Annotated in this window: 15 protein-coding genes; 2 read left to right on the top strand and 13 right to left on the bottom strand. The window is 71.4% G+C overall.

All coding sequences use genetic code 11. The features are described 5' to 3' along the window. Positions 1–43: 43 nt before the first annotated feature. A complete protein-coding gene (locus PUR71_RS19595; RefSeq protein WP_329928332.1) occupies positions 44–1066 on the top strand; it encodes a mechanosensitive ion channel family protein in 1023 nt (340 codons plus the stop codon). A 91-nt stretch (positions 1067–1157) separates the two neighbouring features. Here the strand turns inward: PUR71_RS19595 and PUR71_RS19600 are convergent, their stop codons facing one another. The 4 genes from PUR71_RS19600 to PUR71_RS19615 all read right to left on the bottom strand — a co-directional run bounded on the left by PUR71_RS19600 (position 1158) and on the right by PUR71_RS19615 (position 3867). After that, positions 1158–1613, bottom strand: a complete 456-nt coding sequence (locus tag PUR71_RS19600; protein WP_329928333.1) for a GNAT family N-acetyltransferase — start codon at positions 1611–1613, stop codon at positions 1158–1160. A gap of 13 nt (positions 1614–1626) precedes the next feature. Further along, complete coding sequence (locus PUR71_RS19605) at positions 1627–2565, bottom strand: RluA family pseudouridine synthase (RefSeq protein WP_329928334.1); 939 nt, start codon at positions 2563–2565, stop codon at positions 1627–1629. Positions 2566–2631: 66 nt separating this feature from the next. Beyond that, a complete protein-coding gene (gene lspA / locus PUR71_RS19610; protein WP_443077496.1) occupies positions 2632–3288 on the bottom strand; it encodes a signal peptidase II in 657 nt (218 codons plus the stop codon). A gap of 111 nt (positions 3289–3399) precedes the next feature. Beyond that, positions 3400–3867 (bottom strand): TraR/DksA family transcriptional regulator, encoded by a 468-nt coding sequence (locus tag PUR71_RS19615; RefSeq protein ID WP_329928336.1) that lies wholly within the window; start codon positions 3865–3867, stop codon positions 3400–3402. Between the two features lie 644 nt (positions 3868–4511). Between PUR71_RS19615 and ileS the strand changes: the two genes are divergently transcribed. After that, complete coding sequence (gene ileS, locus PUR71_RS19620; protein WP_329928337.1) at positions 4512–7694, top strand: isoleucine--tRNA ligase; 3183 nt, start codon at positions 4512–4514, stop codon at positions 7692–7694. A 164-nt stretch (positions 7695–7858) separates the two neighbouring features. Here ileS and PUR71_RS19625 read toward each other — a convergent pair whose 3' ends face one another. From PUR71_RS19625 to ftsW, 9 genes are all read right to left on the bottom strand, one after another. Next, positions 7859–9250, bottom strand: coding sequence for a DivIVA domain-containing protein (locus PUR71_RS19625; protein ID WP_329928338.1), 1392 nt, complete (start codon positions 9248–9250; stop codon positions 7859–7861). 59 nt (positions 9251–9309) lie between these two features. After that, complete coding sequence (locus tag PUR71_RS19630) at positions 9310–9591, bottom strand: YggT family protein (RefSeq protein WP_329928339.1); 282 nt, start codon at positions 9589–9591, stop codon at positions 9310–9312. 92 nt (positions 9592–9683) lie between these two features. Further along, positions 9684–10286, bottom strand: a complete 603-nt coding sequence (locus PUR71_RS19635) for a cell division protein SepF (RefSeq protein WP_153460377.1) — start codon at positions 10284–10286, stop codon at positions 9684–9686. A 224-nt stretch (positions 10287–10510) separates the two neighbouring features. After that, the gene (locus PUR71_RS19640; protein WP_329928340.1) at positions 10511–11299 is read right to left on the bottom strand and encodes a YggS family pyridoxal phosphate-dependent enzyme; all 789 of its coding nucleotides are present in this window, start codon (positions 11297–11299) and stop codon (positions 10511–10513) included. Beyond that, a complete protein-coding gene (gene pgeF, locus PUR71_RS19645; RefSeq protein WP_329928341.1) occupies positions 11299–12015 on the bottom strand; it encodes a peptidoglycan editing factor PgeF in 717 nt (238 codons plus the stop codon). The genes PUR71_RS19640 and pgeF overlap by 1 nt, the downstream gene beginning before the upstream one ends. 11 nt (positions 12016–12026) lie before the next feature. After that, positions 12027–13253 carry a cell division protein FtsZ gene (gene ftsZ, locus PUR71_RS19650; protein ID WP_329928342.1) on the bottom strand — a complete coding sequence of 409 codons (1227 nt, stop codon included), beginning with the start codon at positions 13251–13253 and terminating at the stop codon, positions 12027–12029. Positions 13254–13615: 362 nt separating this feature from the next. Beyond that, on the bottom strand, positions 13616–14392 hold the full coding sequence (locus PUR71_RS19655; protein WP_329928343.1) for a cell division protein FtsQ/DivIB: 777 nt from the start codon (positions 14390–14392) through the stop codon (positions 13616–13618). Next, positions 14385–15491, bottom strand: a complete 1107-nt coding sequence (gene murG / locus PUR71_RS19660) for an undecaprenyldiphospho-muramoylpentapeptide beta-N-acetylglucosaminyltransferase (protein WP_329928344.1) — start codon at positions 15489–15491, stop codon at positions 14385–14387. The genes PUR71_RS19655 and murG overlap by 8 nt, the downstream gene beginning before the upstream one ends. A gap of 6 nt (positions 15492–15497) precedes the next feature. Next, positions 15498–16838 carry a putative lipid II flippase FtsW gene (gene ftsW, locus PUR71_RS19665; RefSeq protein WP_443077486.1) on the bottom strand — a complete coding sequence of 447 codons (1341 nt, stop codon included), beginning with the start codon at positions 16836–16838 and terminating at the stop codon, positions 15498–15500. Between the last annotated feature and the right edge of the window lie 58 nt (positions 16839–16896).

The raw sequence follows: 16896 nt of genomic DNA on the forward strand, positions 1-16896 counted from the left end.
CCGGGTATGGTACGGCTCACCCGACCCCAGTTCCCTCGGCGAGGTGCCCGTGTTCCGGCCGCTGATCACCCTGCTCGCCGCCATCGTCGCCACCCTGGCGACCGGCTGGATCGTCGACCAGGCCCTCCAGCGCGTCGCCGCCCGCAACCCCGCCGCCCCGGTCTGGCCGCTGCTCCGCAGGTGCCGGATCCCGCTCCAACTCGCCGTCATCACAGCCCTGTTGCTGGCCGCGAGCCCACTCAAGCGGATCTTCCGCCTGAAGAGCGACGAGGGCGCGCACCACCTGCTCCTCCTCTGCCTCCTCGCCTCCCTCGGCTGGCTGACCGTCCGCGTCGTCGCGGCGCTCCTGGAGGCCCTGCTCGGCCGCTACGAAACCGTCACCGAGGATCCCGCCCGCCGGCAGCGCGTGCACACCCAGATCAGCATGCTGCGCCGCGCGGTGAGCGCCGGCATCGTCATCGTGACGGTCGCCCTGATGCTGCTGACGTTCTCCGCGATGCGCACCCTCGGCGCCGGCCTCCTGGCGTCGGCCGGCATCATCGGCATCATCGCGGGCATCGCCGCCCAGAACACCCTGGGCAACTTCTTCGCCGGCCTGCAGATCGCCTTCGGCGACACGGTCCGGATCGGCGACACCGTGGTGGTGGACGGCCAGCAGGGCACGGTCGAGGAGATCACGCTCTCCTACCTGGTGGTGCGGCTGTGGGACCACCGGCGCCTGATCGTCCCGGTCTCCTACTTCGTCAACAAGCCGTTCGAGAACTGGACCCGCCGCGACCCCGGCCTGCTGGCCGCGGTCCTGCTCCACCTCGACCACACCACCCCGGTCGACGCCCTGCGCGAGACCCTGCACGCCCGCCTGGAGAGCCACCCCCTCTGGGACGGCACCGAGTGGGCCCTCAACGTCACCGACACCACCCCCAGCACCATCGTCGTCCGCGCCACGATGACCGCCCGCACCCCCGACGACGCCGCCCAACTCCGCTTCGACATCCGCGAACGCCTCATCGCCTACCTACGCGACGAACACCCCGAGGCCCTCCCCCGCCTCCGCACGACCCCCTAGGAACACGAATCCCCCGCGCCCCTTTCCGGGGCACGGGGAACCCCGCCGAGCCGCAGCCCCGCTCGAAGCGGCCGGCCACGGCACCGAAGGGCTACAGCACTCGCGTCATCGTCCGGTGCGGAATCCCGGCGTCGTCGTACACCGGCCCCTCCGCCGCGTACCCCAGCCGCTCGTAGAACCCGAGCGCCTGCACCTGCGCGTGCAGCTCCAGCTCCACGGCGCCGCGGGCGACCCCCTCGGCCTCGATCGCCCGCACCAGCGAGACCCCGAGCCCGGTCCCCCGGGCGGCCTTCACCACCGCGAGCCGCCCCAGCAGCACCCGCCCGGCGCGCCCGCCGGTGAGCTCCAGCGCGGCGTCCCCGTGGATCAGCCGTCCGGTGCCGAGCGCGGTGCCGTCCTCCGAGACCGCCAGCACGTGCACCGAGGTGGCGTCGTACTCGTCGTACTCCAGCTCCTGCGGCACGTTCTGCTCGACGATGAACACCTCGCGCCGGACCGCCCGCACGAGCTCCAGGTCCGCGTCACCCTCAGCGACGCGGATCCCCACGGCCGGCGGCACCTCAGCTCTCCGACGCGATGATGTCGAGCGCCTTGCGCAGGTCCGCCGGGTACTCGCTGGAGAACTCGACCCACTGCCCGTCCGCCGGGTGCTCGAACCCGAGCGAGACGGCGTGCAGCCACTGCCGGGTCAGGCCGAGCCGCTTGGCGAGCGTCGGGTCGGCGCCGTACGTGAGGTCGCCGACGCACGGGTGCCGCAGCGCGGACATGTGCACGCGGATCTGGTGGGTGCGGCCGGTCTCCAGCTTGACGTCGAGCAGCGACGCGGCCCGGTACGCCTCGATGAGGTCGTAGTGCGTGACGGACGGCTTGCCCTCACGCGTCACCGCCCACTTCCAGTCCGAGCTGGGGTGGCGTCCGATCGGCGCGTCGACCGTGCCGCTCAGCGGGTCCGGGTGGCCCTGGACGAGCGTGTTGTAGCGCTTCTCGGTGATGCGGTCGTGGAACTGGCGCTTGAGGTCGGTGTACGCGCGCTCCGACTTCGCCACGACCATCAGGCCCGAGGTGCCGACGTCGAGCCGGTGGACGATGCCCTGGCGCTCGGCCGCGCCGGAGGTGGAGATCCGGAAGCCGGCCGCGGCGAGGCCGCCGATGACGGTGGGGCCGGTCCAGCCGGGGCTGGGGTGGGCGGCGACGCCGACGGGCTTGTCGACGAGCACGATGTCGTCGTCCTCGTGGACGATCCGCATGCCCTCGACCGGCTCGGCGACGACCTGCACCGGGGCGGCGGGGGCGGGGATCTCGACCTCCAGCCAGGAGCCGGCGGTCACCCGGTCCGACTTGCCGGCCACGGCGCCGTCGAGCGTCACCTTGCCGTCGGCGGCCAACTCGGCGGCCTTGGTCCGGGAGAAGCCGAACATCCGGGCGAGGGCGGCGTCGAGGCGCTCGCCCTCCAGGCCGTCGGGTACGGGGAGGCTGCGGATCTGCGCTGCGGTACTCACCCGTACGAGTATGCCGGAAAGGCGGCCGCCAACCTCCCGCCCGCCTCTCCGCGGGGCCGCGGCCCCTTACTTCGCCGTCTTCTCCGCCTGCTGGTGCACGGTCCCGTCCGGGTTGCTCCCGCGGAAGGACAGCAGGACGACCAGGATCCCGCCGCACACGATCGCCGAGTCCGCGAGGTTGAAGACCGCGAAGTGCTGTACGGAGATGAAGTCCACGACGTGCCCGCGGAAGACGCCGGGCGCGCGGAACAGCCGGTCGGTGAGGTTGCCGAGGGCACCGCCCAGCAGCAGCCCGAGCGCGATGGCCCACGGCAGGCTGTACAGCCGCCGGGCGATGCGCCAGATCACGACGATGACGGCCGAGGCGATCATGGTGAAGACGACGGTGAGGGCCTGGCCCATGCCGAAGGCGGCACCGGAGTTGCGGATCACCTGGAAGGTCACGACGTCGCCGACGACCTTGATCGCCGCGTGGTTCTCCAGCCGGGCGACGACCAGCAGCTTGCTGCCGAGGTCGACCAGGAAGGCGAGCACGGCGACGACCAGCAGGACGCCGATCCGCCGCGGCCCCTTGCCGTTCTCCACCGCCGTGGCACCGTTCGCGGCGCCCGCCTCGGTCGGGTCGGCCACGACCACCTCCACGGCATCGGCGGGGTGCGGGACGCCGTCGTCCCGGGTCTGGGGGGAACCTTGCGTACTGATGATCCGCTCCGCTGCGCCGATGTTCCTGAGCCGGTGCCGCCCCGGACCCGTCCACGCGGGGACGCGTCGGGCGACATTACGGGGTCGAGCGTACGGCAAGCCCGACCCCCTGCGCCGCGCCGGTCGGCGGGTTCAGCGGCGTTCCTGCTTGGCCTTGCACTGCACGCAGAGCGTCGCCCGCGGGAAGGCCTGCATCCGGGCCTTGCCGATGGCCTGCCCGCAGGACTCGCAGACGCCGAAGCCGACGCCCTCCAGCCGCTCCAGGGCGCGCTCGGTCTGGGCGAGGCTGTCCCGGGCGTTGTTGGCGAGGGCGAGCTCGCTCTCCCGCGAGATGTTCTTCGTGCCGGCGTCCACCTGGTCGTCGCCGGCACCGTCGTTGGAGTCGCGCATCAGGCCGGAGATCGCCGCCTCGGCGGCGCCGATCTCGTTCTGCAGCCGCTCCAGCTCGCTGATCAGCTCGTTGTGCAGTTCGTGGACCTCCTGCGAGGTCCACGGCTCCTCGCCCGGACGGACCGGCAGCGTGGCCGGGTCCACGGATTCCGCCCCGCGCAGCACGGTGACGGTGTCGGTGCTGGTGGTCTGGCGTGCGGTAGTGGTCACGGTCCCCTCCCCTGGATCGACCGCCATGGCCTTGCGTGCCCGCTTGGTGGCGGTACCCGCGCCGGTTGCCTTATCAGCCATGGCTTCGACCCCATCTACGAACGAATCGAGCCGCCGGTTCCCGGCGGCTTCCAGTGCCGGAACGATAATCCCGATCAAAACCGGTCACAACATGACATACCGACGCCTCAGCATGATCCCACCCAGGCAGCCGCCCCAACCGCCACGCCCCTCGCGCCGACCAGACTTGTGCCCAGAACACCCCCGCCTAACCACCCGGGGGGACACCCCCGGGGGCACCCGCGAGCAGCCGTTCGGCGCGTCCCGCGCATCCCGCGCCGGGCGAAACCGACTTGCGGCAGCCGATACACTGGGCCTGCAAGGCGCAGATGGGACGAGTACCGACGTACGCAGCCACCAGCGACCCGGGGACGGTGCGAGCCCGGGGGTGTGCACGGCGGGAAGATCACCCCGGAGCCGCCGGAAGAACGGCCGCCGCGGCGGCCCACTAGACCCGGCAGCAAGCCCAAACAAGAGGGCCGCACGCACCACCGCGGCCAAGGAGGGTGGTACCGCGGGACGGCTCGCCGTCTCGTCCCTCCGGAGGATCCAGTCCCAGCATCCGCCGGAGGTAGACGCCCGCGATGAGCTCCCAACCCGTCACCCACCACCACCCTTCCGACGACGCGCTGCGCGCGACCCCTCGCTACAACCCCGTCCCCGCCCAGGTGGACCTGCCCGCCCTCGAACACCAGATCCTCTCCTTCTGGCAGGACAACAAGGTCTTCCAGCGCAGCCTGGAGCAGTCCGAGGGCCGCCCGGAGTGGGTCTTCTACGAGGGCCCGCCGACCGCCAACGGCATGCCCGGTGCCCACCACATCGAGGCCCGCGTCTTCAAGGACGTCTTCCCGCGCTACCGGACGATGAAGGGCTACCACGTCGCCCGCAAGGCCGGCTGGGACTGCCACGGCCTGCCGGTCGAGCTGGCCGTCGAGAAGGAACTCGGCTTCTCCGGCAAGCAGGACATCGAGGCCTACGGCATCGCCGAGTTCAACGCCAAGTGCCGCGAGTCGGTGACGCGCCACACCGACGCGTTCACCGAGCTGACCACCCGCATGGGCTACTGGGTGGACCTCGACGAGGCGTACCGGACGATGGACCCGTCGTACGTCCAGTCCGTGTGGTGGTCGCTCAAGCAGATCTTCGACAAGGGCCTGCTGGTCCAGGACCACCGGGTCGCCCCCTGGTGCCCGCGCTGCGGCACCGGCCTGTCCGACCACGAGCTGGCCCAGGGCTACGAGACGGTCGTCGACCCGTCGGTCTACGTCCGCTTCCCGCTGACCGGCGGCCCCCTGGCCGGCGGCGCGGCCCTGCTCGCGTGGACCACCACCCCGTGGACCCTGGTCTCCAACACCGCCGTCGCCGTGCACCCGGACGTCACCTACGTGGTGGCCACCGACGGCACCGAGCGGCTGGTCGTCGCCGAGCCACTGGTCGCCAAGGCCCTCGGCGAGGGCTGGGAGACCACTGGCGAGTCCTTCACCGGCGCCGAGATGGAGCGTTGGTCCTACCGGCGCCCGTTCGAGCTGGTCGACATCGAGGGCGCCCACTTCGTCCTCACCGCCGACTACGTCACCACCGAGGACGGCACCGGCATCGTCCACCAGGCCCCCGCCTTCGGCGCGGACGACCTCGCGACCTGCCGCAAGTACGGCCTGCCGGTGGTCAACCCGGTGCTCGCCGACGGCACGTTCGCCCCCGAGGTCCCGCTGGTCGGCGGCCAGTTCTTCAAGAAGGCCGACGAGGCCCTGGTCGCGGACCTCCAGGAGCGCGGCCTCCTCTTCCGCCACGTCGCGTACGAGCACAGCTACCCGCACTGCTGGCGCTGCCACACCGCGCTGCTCTACTACGCGCAGCCGTCCTGGTACATCCGGACCACTGCCGTCAAGGACGCGCTGATCCGCGAGAACGAGGCCACCAACTGGTTCCCCGAGACGGTCAAGCACGGCCGCTTCGGCGACTGGCTGAACAACAACATCGACTGGGCGCTCAGCCGCAACCGCTACTGGGGCACTCCGCTGCCGATCTGGCGCTGCGAGGAGGGCCACCTCACCTGCGTCGGCTCGCTGGCCGAGCTGTCCGAGCTCACCGGCACCGACCAGAGCGGCCTCGACCCGCACCGCCCGTACATCGACGAGGTGACCTTCGCCTGCCGCGACTGCGGCGGCACCGCCACGCGCGTGCCCGAGGTGATCGACGCCTGGTACGACTCGGGCTCGATGCCCTTCGCCCAGTACGGCTACCCGTACCAGAACAAGGAGCTGTTCGAGAAGCGCTACCCGGCGCAGTTCATCTCCGAGGCGATCGACCAGACCCGCGGCTGGTTCTACACGCTGATGGCCGTCGGCACCCTGGTGTTCGACAAGAACAGCTACGAGAACGTCGTCTGCCTGGGCCACATCCTGGCCGAGGACGGCCGCAAGATGTCCAAGCACCTGGGCAACATCCTGCAGCCGATCCCGCTGATGGACCAGCACGGCGCCGACGCGGTCCGCTGGTTCATGGCGGCCGGCGGCTCCCCGTGGTCGGCCCGCCGGGTCGGCCACGGCACGATCCAGGAGGTGGTCCGCAAGACCCTCCTCACCTACTGGAACACCGTCGCCTTCCAGGCCCTGTACGCCCGCACCGCCGACTGGGCCCCGTCCGCTGGCGACCCGGCCCCGGCCGACCGCCCGCAGCTGGACCGCTGGGTGCTCTCCGAGCTGAACACCCTGGTCCGCGAGGTGGACGCGGCGTTCGAGGCGTACGACACCCAGCGCGCCGGCAAGCTGCTGTCCGCGTTCGTCGACGACCTGTCCAACTGGTACGTCCGCCGCGGCCGCCGCCGCTTCTGGCAGGGCGACGCCGCCGCGCTCGCCACCCTGCACGAGGCGCTGGAGACGGTCACCCGCCTGATGGCCCCGCTCACCCCGTTCATCACCGAGCGGGTCTGGCAGGACCTGGTCGTCCCGGTCGCCCCGGAGGCCCCCTCCTCGGTGCACCTGTCCACCTGGCCGGTGGCCGACGAGGCCCTGATCGACACCGAGCTCTCCCGGCACATGGCGCTGGTCCGCCGCCTGGTCGAACTCGGCCGCGCCACCCGCGCCGAGTCCGGCGTGAAGACCCGACAGCCGCTGTCCCGCGCGCTGGTCGCCGCCCAGGGCTGGGAGGAGCTGCCCGCCGACCTGCGCGCGCAGATCGCCGAGGAGCTCAACGTCTCCGCCCTGGAGTCCCTGGCCGAGGTCGGTGGCTCGCTCGTCGACACCAGCGCCAAGGCCAACTTCCGCGCGCTGGGCAAGCGCTTCGGCAAGGGCGTGCAGGACGTCGCCAAGGCGGTCGCCGCCACCGACGCCGCCCGCCTGGCCGCCGAACTGCGCGCGAACGGCGAAACGACCGTCGAGCTGAACGGCGAGACGATCGCCCTGTCCCCCGACGAGGTGATCATCACCGAGACCCCGCGCGAGGGCTGGGCCGTCGCCAACGAGTCCGGCGCCACCGTCGCCCTCGACCTGGCCATCACCCCGGAGCTCAAGCGGCTGGGCATCGCCCGCGACGCCATCCGCCAGATCCAGGAGGCCCGGAAGAACTCCGGCCTGGACGTCGCCGACCGCATCGTCCTGCGGTGGCGCGCCACCAACGAGGAGACCGCCGAGGCCATCGCCGAACACGGCCCCCTCGTCGCCGAAGAGGTCCTCGCGACCGACTTCGCCGCCGGCGCCGCCGACTGGACCTCCGACACCTTCACCGACGAGTCCCTCGGCCTGGCCTTCCAGCTCCGCAAGGCCTGACCCGACCAAGGAACCGCCGCCCGCTCCGAGGAGCCGGGCGGCGGTTTCCTTTTTTCCCACCCCTCCCCCGGTCCCACCCGAAAGCCCACCCGACACAAGAAGGGGCGCCCCCTCCCCGACCCGAAGGTCGGAAAGGGGACGCCCCAAAAGGCCCTGCTACAACCTCAGTTGTCGCCGTCCTCGTCGATCAGGAAGCCCCGCATGGGCGCCGGAGCCTGCTGCATCGGCTGCGGCGGCTGCGGACGCACGGCCGCCATCGGCTGGGTCATCCCGGCCGGCTGCATCTGCGGCGCCCCGGTGCTGCCACCGCCCGACGGACCGCCGAAGCTCGGCGCCGGCGGGTTCCCGCCGAAGGAGCTCTGCCCGCCGAAGGACGGCGTGCTGCCACCGAACGACGGCTGGTTCCCACCGAAGGACGTCCCACCGGAGGTCATCGACCCGGCCGGAGCCATCGACGAAGCCGCCGGCGGCAGCGACGCGGTGGCGGGGATCCGCGGCGGGGCGAGCGAGTCGTCGGCCTGCGACTCCAGCTGACGGAGCTGGGTCTCCAGGTACGACTTCAGGCGGGTGCGGTACTCGCGCTCGAACGCCCGCAGGTCCTCGACCTTGCGCTCCAGCGTGGCCCGCGCCGACTCCAGCGACCCCATCGCGACGCGGTGCTTCTCCTGCGCGTCCCGCTCCAGGGCGTCGGCCTTGGCACGGGCGTCGCGCTCCAGGCCCTCGGCCCGGCTGCGCGCCTCGCCGACGATCTTGTTGGCCTCGGAACGGGCCTCGGAGATCGCCTGGTCGGCGGTCTGCTGCGCGAGCGCCAGGACACGCGCGGCGCTGTCGCCACCGGGACCCTGCTGCTGCATCGGGCCGCCGAGCGGGCCGCCCATCTGCTGCTGCTGGCCGCCCATGGGGCCGCCCATCGGCTGCATCTGCTGCTGGCCCATGCCCTGGCCCATGCCCTGGCCCATCGGGTTGCCCATGGGCTGCTGGCCACCGGGGCCGCCCATCGGCTGGAGCATCTGACCGCCCATCGGCTGGACCAGTTGCTGCTGGCCGCCCATGGTCTGGTTCATCTGCTGCTGCTGGCCGCCCATCTGCTGCGCGCCGGGGCCGGCCGGGAGCTGCGGGGCACCGGAGGGCAGGCCGAGGGGCTGGTTGCCCATCTGCTGCTGCTGCGGGCCACCCGGACCCATCTGCTGCGGGCCGCCGGGGCCCATCTGCTGCGGACCACCCGGACCCATCTGCTGGGGACCGCCGGGGCCCATCTGCTGCGGGCCGCCCGGACCCTGCTGGCCGGGGACCGGCGGGCCGGATATGGCGGCCGGAACGGGCGCGCCGGAACGGGCGTCCTGCGGCGGTTCTTTCCGCATGTTGGCCTGGTTCTGCGCGGCGGCGCGAGTCGCGGCGGCCAGCTTGGCGCGCAGATCCTCGTTCTCGCGGAGCAGACGGGTCAGCTCCGCCTCGACCTCGTCGAGGAAGGCATCGACCTCGTCCTCGTCATAGCCTTCGCGCAGGCGGACGGTCGTGAACTGCTTGTTCCGAACGTCCTCGGGGGTCAATGGCATCTCTTCACCTCAACGTGATCGTCGGCACACCGGCATCCTGTCGCATCGGTCACCTACGACTAGGGCCGCACAAGCGAGATCAGGACATACACAATGATCATCAGTACGAAGAAGGACAGGTCGAGCGCCACGCCCCCGAGACGCAACGGCGGGATGAACCGCCGAAGAAGCTTGAGCGGCGGATCCGTGACAGTGTACGTGGCCTCCAGGACCAGGACCATGGCCTTGCCGGGCCGCCACGAACGCGCGAACTGGAAGACCCAGTCCATCACCAGCCGCACAAGCAGGAACACCAGGAAGACGGTCAGGGCGTAATAGGCCACCGCCCACACGATCTCCATCGCGCTTCCCTCTCCCCGGTCCCGGGCCCTGGGGCCCGCCGCCTGTCGCTAACCCACTGTTGATCAGATCCACACGTAAAGTCGTGGCCGGGTCAGCTCTGGTTGAAGAACCCACCCTCGGCGATCCGAGCCTTGTCCTCCGCCGTGACATCGACGTTAGCAGGAGACAGCAGGAACACCTTCTGCGTCACGCGCTCGATACTGCCGTGCAGACCGAAGACGAGTCCAGCGGCGAAGTCTACGAGTCGCTTCGCATCGGTGTCGTCCATCTCGGTGAGATTCATGATCACGGGGGTGCCGCCGCGGAACTGTTCCCCGATGGTACGGGCCTCGTTGTAGGTCCGCGGGTGCAGCGTGGTGATGCGGTAGGGCTCTCGTTCGTTCACTACCTTGGGCATGATCACCGGGGCGCTCTTCTCCAGGTTGTGGCGGCGTTCGGGTGTGATGGACGACACTGGCGCCATCCTCGGGGTCTCCTGCCGGATCGGGACCGCGGCCGGCACCGGCTGCGGAGTGATCGAGGAGACCGGGGCGGGCGCCGCGGCCGGCCGGGGAATGTCCTCCGTCCGCGCCCCCGTTCGAATCGGCTCGGGGTCCGCGTCGTAGTCGTCGTCGGGGTCGTACCCCTGGCCGTCGTACGTCTCGTCCTCCACGAGGCCGAGGTAGACCGCCATCTTGCGCATCGCGCCGGCCATGCTCCTGTCTCCTCCGCTCGGTGGTTCGGCGGCCAGGGCCAGTCGCCCTGCCTGCGGATTCCGCGACGTTCCGCCCGCGACATCTCGTCAGATCGACGGATGGTCAGATTTGGTGAATTAGTGGCGGGGGCCGCGGAGCTGCGATCCACGGTTCACTAGCGCGCTGAAAGCTGCTAGTTTCTGTCCTATTTTGTCCTGCAGTCTGATCTACTTACTCGGTGACGTTACCTGAGGGGTGACCTCACTCCGAGTACCGCCGTTCCGACGCGCACGTGTGTCGCTCCGGCGGCAATCGCCTGCTCCAGGTCGCCGCTCATCCCTGCGGAGACCATGGTGGCAGCAGGATGGGCCGTCCGTACGGCGGTTGCGATTTCCGCCAGCCGATCGAAGGCACGGGCCGGGTCCCCGGCCAGCGGCCCGGCGAGCGGAGCGACCGTCATCACACCGTCCAGCCGCAGTCCGGGCGCGCCTGCGATGGCGTCGGCCAGTTCGGCCACGTCCGCGGGGGCGACCCCGGCCCGGTGCGCGCCCTCGTCGTGCTCCTTGTCCAGTGCCACCTGCACCAGGCAGCCGAGCTCCGGGCGCCCGGTCTTGAGCACCGCCGCGGAGAGCGACTCCACGAGCCGCAGCCGGTCCACCGAGTGCACGTGGTTCGCGTACCGCACGACCGACCGGACCTTGTTGGTCTGCAGCTGCCCGACGAAGTGCCAGTCAAGAGGAAGGTTTCTGCACTGTTCCGCCTTGGGCGCGGCGTCCTGGTCGCGGTTCTCCGCGACATCCGTCACACCCAGCCCGGCGAGCAGTGCGCTGTCCTCGGCGGGATAGGTCTTGGTGACGACGATCAGGGTGACCTCGCTCCGTTCCCGCCCGGCCGCGGCACACGCGTCGGCGATCCGGCGCTCGACCACGTCGAGGTTGGTGCCGAGTTCCTCGTAGCGGGCCCGCTGGCCCTCCGTCAGCGCCGCCGCGAAATCCGCGCCGCCCGGGAACGGTCCGTAGATGTCGTTCGTCATCAGTGATCAGAGCCCAACCAGACGTAGCTCGCGAGCCGCCCCGTGCGCTGCTCGCGGCGATAGGAGTAGTGATCGGCGGATTCGAGGGTGCAGACCGGTGATCGCACCACCTCGGTGACCCCCGCGGCGGCCAGCTGGGCCACCACTCCTCCCGGCACGTCCAGGGCCGGAGTCCCCCAGGACGTCTCGGCGAAGGCCGCGGGCACCACCGCGGCGACTTCGCCGCGCAGTTCGGCGGGCACCTCGTAGCAGCGGCCGCACACCGCGGGGCCGGTGGCGGCGACGATCCGGCCGGGCTCGGCGCCCAGCTCCGTCATCGCCCGGACGACCGCGGGCACCACCCCGGCCGCGAGGCCGGGCCGGCCGGCGTGGGCCGCGCCCACGACGCCCGCCACCGGGTCGGCCAGCAGCACCGGCGTGCAGTCGGCGGTCAGCACCGCGAGCGCGAGCGGCCGGTCGGTGACCACCGCGTCCACCGTCGGAGCCTCCCCCGGCGGCTGTCGCTCCGTCACCACGGCCACCTCGGCGCCGTGCACCTGGTTCATCCAGACCACGTCGGCCGGGTTCAGCCCCACCTCGCGGGCGGCGAGCGCCCGGTTCTCCCGGACGGCCTCCGGGTCGTCCCCGACCGCGCCGCCGAGGTTCAGCTCCCCGTACGGCGAAGTGCTCACCCCGCCCCACCGGTCGGTGAAGGCGAAGTGAGCACCATCGCGCACGGCGTGATCGATCACTTAAGGAAGTCCGGCACGTCGAGCTCCTCGGCCGGGCTCTCCACGAACGGCTGCCGCGGTCCGGCCTGCACCTGCGGCGGCACCGGGGCGGCGGTCGTGGTGGCCGGCGCCTCGGTCGAGCGGGCCGGCGCGGCCGAGTCACCCTCGGAGCGGGACGTCACCGAGCCGATGCCCCCGTACGACGGCCGGGAGGCCGGGCGCTCCGGGGCGGCCGGCGGCGTGGCCGGGGCGGCGGGGGTGGACTTGACGACCGGGTCGCGGACGATCGCCGGCGGCTGTCCGCCGTCGAAGCCGGCCGCGATGACGGTGACCCGCACCTCGTCGCCGAGGGCGTCGTCGATGACCGCACCGAAGATGATGTTGGCCTCGGGGTGCGCGGCCTCGCTGACCAGCTGGGCCGACTCGTTGATCTCGAACAGGCCGAGGTCCGAGCCACCGGAGATGGAGAGCAGCACGCCGCGGGCGCCGTCGATCGAGGCCTCCAGCAGCGGCGAGGAGATCGCCATCACCGCGGCAGCCTTGGCGCGGTCCTCGCCGCGGGCCGAGCCGATGCCCATGAGCGCCGAACCGGCGTCCGACATGACGGACTTGACGTCGGCGAAGTCGAGGTTGATCAGGCCCGGGGTGGTGATCAGGTCGGTGATGCCCTGGACGCCGGAGAGCAGGACCTGGTCGGCCGAGCGGAACGCGTCGAGCACGCTGACCTGGCGGTCCGAGATGGACAGCAGCCGGTCGTTGGGGATGACGATCAGGGTGTCGACCTCTTCGCGCAGGCTCGCGATGCCGTCCTCGGCCTGGTTCGCGCGCCGCCGGCCCTCGAAGGTGAAGGGGCGGGTGACCACGCCGATGGTGAGCGCGCCGAGCGAGCGGGCGATGTTGGCGACGACGGGCGCGCCGCCCGTGCCCGTGCCACCACCCTCGCCGGCCGTCACGAAGACCATGTCGGCCCCCTTGAGGACCTCCTCGATCTCCTCGCGGTGGTCCTCGGCGGCCTTGCGGCCGACCTCGGGGTTGGCGCCGGCGCCGAGGCCCCGGGTGAGTTCACGGCCCACATCGAGCTTGACGTCGGCGTCGCTCATGAGGAGGGCCTGCGCATCGGTGTTGATCGCGATGAACTCGACGCCCTTGAGACCGACCTCGATCATCCGGTTGATGGCGTTGACACCACCGCCGCCGATACCGACGACCTTGATGACTGCGAGGTAGTTCTGCGGTGCTGCCACGTCGAAGGCCTCTCGCCTCGAATTTCCGGGTCGGCGAGGCCCGGTGAGAGCCGTACCGACGGATGTCGATGGGTAGGGAGCCTGGTTTCTGACGCAATGTCCGAAATGCCGACCGCCGACCCCAACCCTAAACTTGACCTTTAGGGTTAGTCCTGTGCCTCCGTCACATCACCAGGTGACACAGTCTGGTGACACAGGACACTAGGTGGCTCCGGGCACGCGTTTCAACGAACACGCCGAGCTTCCCTTTTTCTTTTGAGCCTATGTGATCATCGGTCGGCATATGAAACCGGGGTGACCACCAAGGGTCGGGCCGACACTCCGAAGCGTCAACCCCACCCCCAGGCGAAGAACCTACCGGATCATCCGGACACCGCCGGCGCGTCCGGCGCACTCACGTCGTAGTTCGTGCCCTTCTGAGCCAGTAGGGCCACCAGGACCCGGGCCTTGCGATCGTTCTGTTCCGGACTCCCCCAGCGCACCGTCGCACCCCCGCTGAGCTGCAGTTCGATGTCGTCGTACGAGTGCACGAGCAGCGCCCCCGCCCGCTGGGCGACATCGGACGGCAGCCCGGCGGCCACCGCCACCGCTCCCTGCACCAACTGCGCACGGGAGATCACCCCGTCCGCGTCCTTCGCCTGCTGACTGAGCCGCAGTTCCACGACCGGCACCCCGCCGGGCGGGGCCGCCTCGGTGGCGAAGCTCACGCCACCGGCGTCCACCTGGGTGAACTGGCCGTCGTCGCCCTTGACGGCGGCCACCGCCTTGCGCTGGGTGACCTTCACCTGGAGCGTGTGCGGCCAGCCCCGCCAGACCTCGGCCCCGGCCACCCGCGGGATCGCCTCGACCCGCCGCTGGGCGGCGTCCAGGTCCACCCGGGCCAGCGGGCCGTCGCCGAGCCCGCCGATCGCCGTGCGGACCTGGTCCGCCGTCAGCTTGTCGTCGGTCGCACCCTGCACGGCGACGTCCCGCACGTCCAGGAGCGAGGAGAAGAAGACCACCCAGGCCAGCGCGCCGACCACCGTGGCACCGAGCACGCCCAGCACCACGAAGCCCCGTCGGGAGAGCCGGAGCCGGGGAGCGTGCTCCTCGGCCTCCAGCTCCTCCTCCAGGGGGTCGGCGAGCCGGCCGTCAACCACGGCGGCGACCGCCGCGGGCGGCCTCGATGGCCTCGTAGACCATGCCGACCAGCAGTTCGTCGGCGTCCCGACGGCCGAACTCGGCCGCGGCCCGGCTCATGTCCCACAGCTTCTGCGGGTCGGTCAGGACGGGCAGCACGTTCTGCAGCACCCAGTCCGGGGTCAGCTCGGCGTCGTCCACCAGCAGGCCGCCGCCCGCCTTGACCATCGGCTGGGCGTTCAGCCGCTGCTCGCCGTTGCCGATCGGCAGCGGGACGAACGCGGCGGGCAGCCCGACGGCCGCGAGCTCGGCCACCGTCATGGCGCCGGCCCGGCACAGCATCAGGTCGGCCGCGGCGTAGGCGAGGTCCATCCGGTCGACGTACGGCACCGGGCGGTACGGCGGCATCCCCGGGATGTCGTTGACCTGCGGCAGCTCGTTCTTCGGCCCGACGGCGTGCAGGATCTGCACCCCGTACTGCTGGAGGCGCGGGGCGATCGCGGTGACGGTCTCGTTGAGCCGGCGCGCGCCCTGGGAGCCGCCGGAGACGAGCAGGGTGGGCAGCCGCTGGTCGAGGCCGAAGTACTGCCGGGCCTCCGGGCGGGCCGTGTTCCGGTCCAGGGTGGCGATCGTGCGGCGCAGCGGGATGCCGATGTACCGCGAGTCGCGCAGCTTGCTGTCCGGGGTGGAGACGGCGACGAAGTCGGTGTAGCGGGCGCCGATCTTGTTGGCCAGGCCCGGACGGGCGTTGGCCTCGTGCACCACGATCGGCACGCCGGCGCGCTTGGCAGCCAGGTAGGCCGGCATGGCGACGTAGCCGCCGAAGCCGACGACGGCGTCGGCGTTGACCCGCTCGATGATCTCCTGGGCGGCGCGGACGGTGCCGCGCAGCCGGCCCGGGACGGTGATCAGCTCGGGGGTGGGCTTGCGGGGCAGCGGGACGGCCGGGATGAGCTCCAGCTGGTAGCCGCGCTCGGGCACCAGCCGGGTCTCCAGACCGCGCTCGGTGCCCAGGGCGGTGATCCCGATGGACGGGTCGTGCCTGCGGAGGGCGTCCGCGAGGGCCATGGCCGGCTCGATGTGACCGGCGGTCCCCCCGCCGGCGAGTACGACATGCACCGAAATTCACCGCTCCCTGCGTGCCGGCCCGGGGGCCGGGCGCGCTGTGGTTCGTCGTCGTGGCAGCACCCGGGCCAGTCGTCTCCTGATCCGGGAGTTCTTGCTCCGGGCGGCCAGGGCCGCCTTCGCGCCGGAGGTGCTGCGTGCCAGGCAGAGCAGCACCCCGATCGCGCACATGGCCGACAGCATGGCGGAACCGCCGTAGGAGAACAGCGGGAGCGGGACGCCCGCGATCGGCAGCAGTCCCAGCGCCGACCCCAGGTTGATCACGGCCTGGGCCATGATCCACGTGGTGGCGGCTCCCGCGGCGTACCTGACGAAGGGGTCCTTCGTACCGATGGCCACACGGATACCCGCGTAGCCTAGTGCCGCGAAGAGACCGATCACCGACAGCGTCCCCACCAGACCGAGTTCCTCGCCGGTCGCGGCGAAGATGAAGTCGGTGTGCGCCTCGGGCAGCTGGCCCCACTTCTCGACGCCGGCGCCGAGGCCGGTGCCGAAGCCTCCGCCGAGGGCGAACGAGTAGACGCCGTGCAGGGCCTGGAAGCAGGCACCGTCCGGGTCGAGCTTGGTGATGCCGATGCAGCCGAGGCGTTCGGCGCGGTGCGGGACGGTGATCACCAGGGCGGTGCAGACGACGACGGCCACGCCGAGGGTGGCCACGAACAGCCGCAGCGGTGCGCCGACCATCCAGAGCAGCGCGAACAGCATGGCCACCAGGATCATCGAGGTGCCCATGTCGCCGCCGAGCATGATCAGCGCGAGCAGCAGCAGGGCGCCCGGCACGAGCGGCACGAGCAGGTGCTTCCAGGAGCTGAGGGTGCCGGCCTTCTGCTTGCGGGCGAGCAGGTCGGCGCCCCACAGGACGAGCGCGAACTTGGCGAACTCCGAGGGCTGGAACTGGAAGAAGCCGAAGTCCAGCCAGTTCTGGTTGCCGTTGATCCGCACCCCGATGCCGGGCACGGCGACCAGCGCGAGCGCGCCGATCACGCCGAACATCACCGGGTAGACGACCACCCGCAGCACCGCCACCGGGACGGCGGCGATGCCGACCAGCAGGACGAGGCCGAGGATGGCCGCGATCAGCTGTTTGAGGAAGTAGTACTGCGCGGTGTGGTGCTGGTTCAGGGCCAGGATCTGCGAGGCCGAGAAGACCATCATGAGGCCGAGCACGACCAGCAGCAGCGTGGTGCCGACGATCAGCAGGTACGGCGTCAGCGGCCGGTCCAGCCAGTACCGCACCCGGGCGCGGAAGGCGTTCAGGCGGCCCAGCGGGCCGGCCGACTTGTACTTCGTGGTGGTGGCGGAGATCACGCGCCACGGATCGGCCGCGGCCTGCTCCCGCACGCCCGAGTCCGCCCTGCCCTGCCCCGCCAACTCCCCGCTCGCTCTCCTCGTACGGACG

It is taken from the genome of Streptomyces sp. SP17BM10, from assembly GCF_036322405.1.
GTDB lineage: Bacteria > Actinomycetota > Actinomycetes > Streptomycetales > Streptomycetaceae > Kitasatospora.

What these genes read in the sequence shown, in the direction of transcription:
- ileS (WP_329928337.1), top strand. Translation starts at nt 4,512, where the DNA reads ATGAGCTCCCAACCCGTCACCCACCACCACCCTTCCGACGACGCGCTG.
- PUR71_RS19625 (WP_329928338.1), bottom strand. Translation starts at nt 9,250, where the DNA reads ATGCCATTGACCCCCGAGGACGTTCGGAACAAGCAGTTCACGACCGTC.
- PUR71_RS19630 (WP_329928339.1), bottom strand. Translation starts at nt 9,591, where the DNA reads ATGGAGATCGTGTGGGCGGTGGCCTATTACGCCCTGACCGTCTTCCTG.
- PUR71_RS19635 (WP_153460377.1), bottom strand. Translation starts at nt 10,286, where the DNA reads ATGGCCGGCGCGATGCGCAAGATGGCGGTCTACCTCGGCCTCGTGGAG.
- PUR71_RS19640 (WP_329928340.1), bottom strand. Translation starts at nt 11,299, where the DNA reads ATGACGAACGACATCTACGGACCGTTCCCGGGCGGCGCGGATTTCGCG.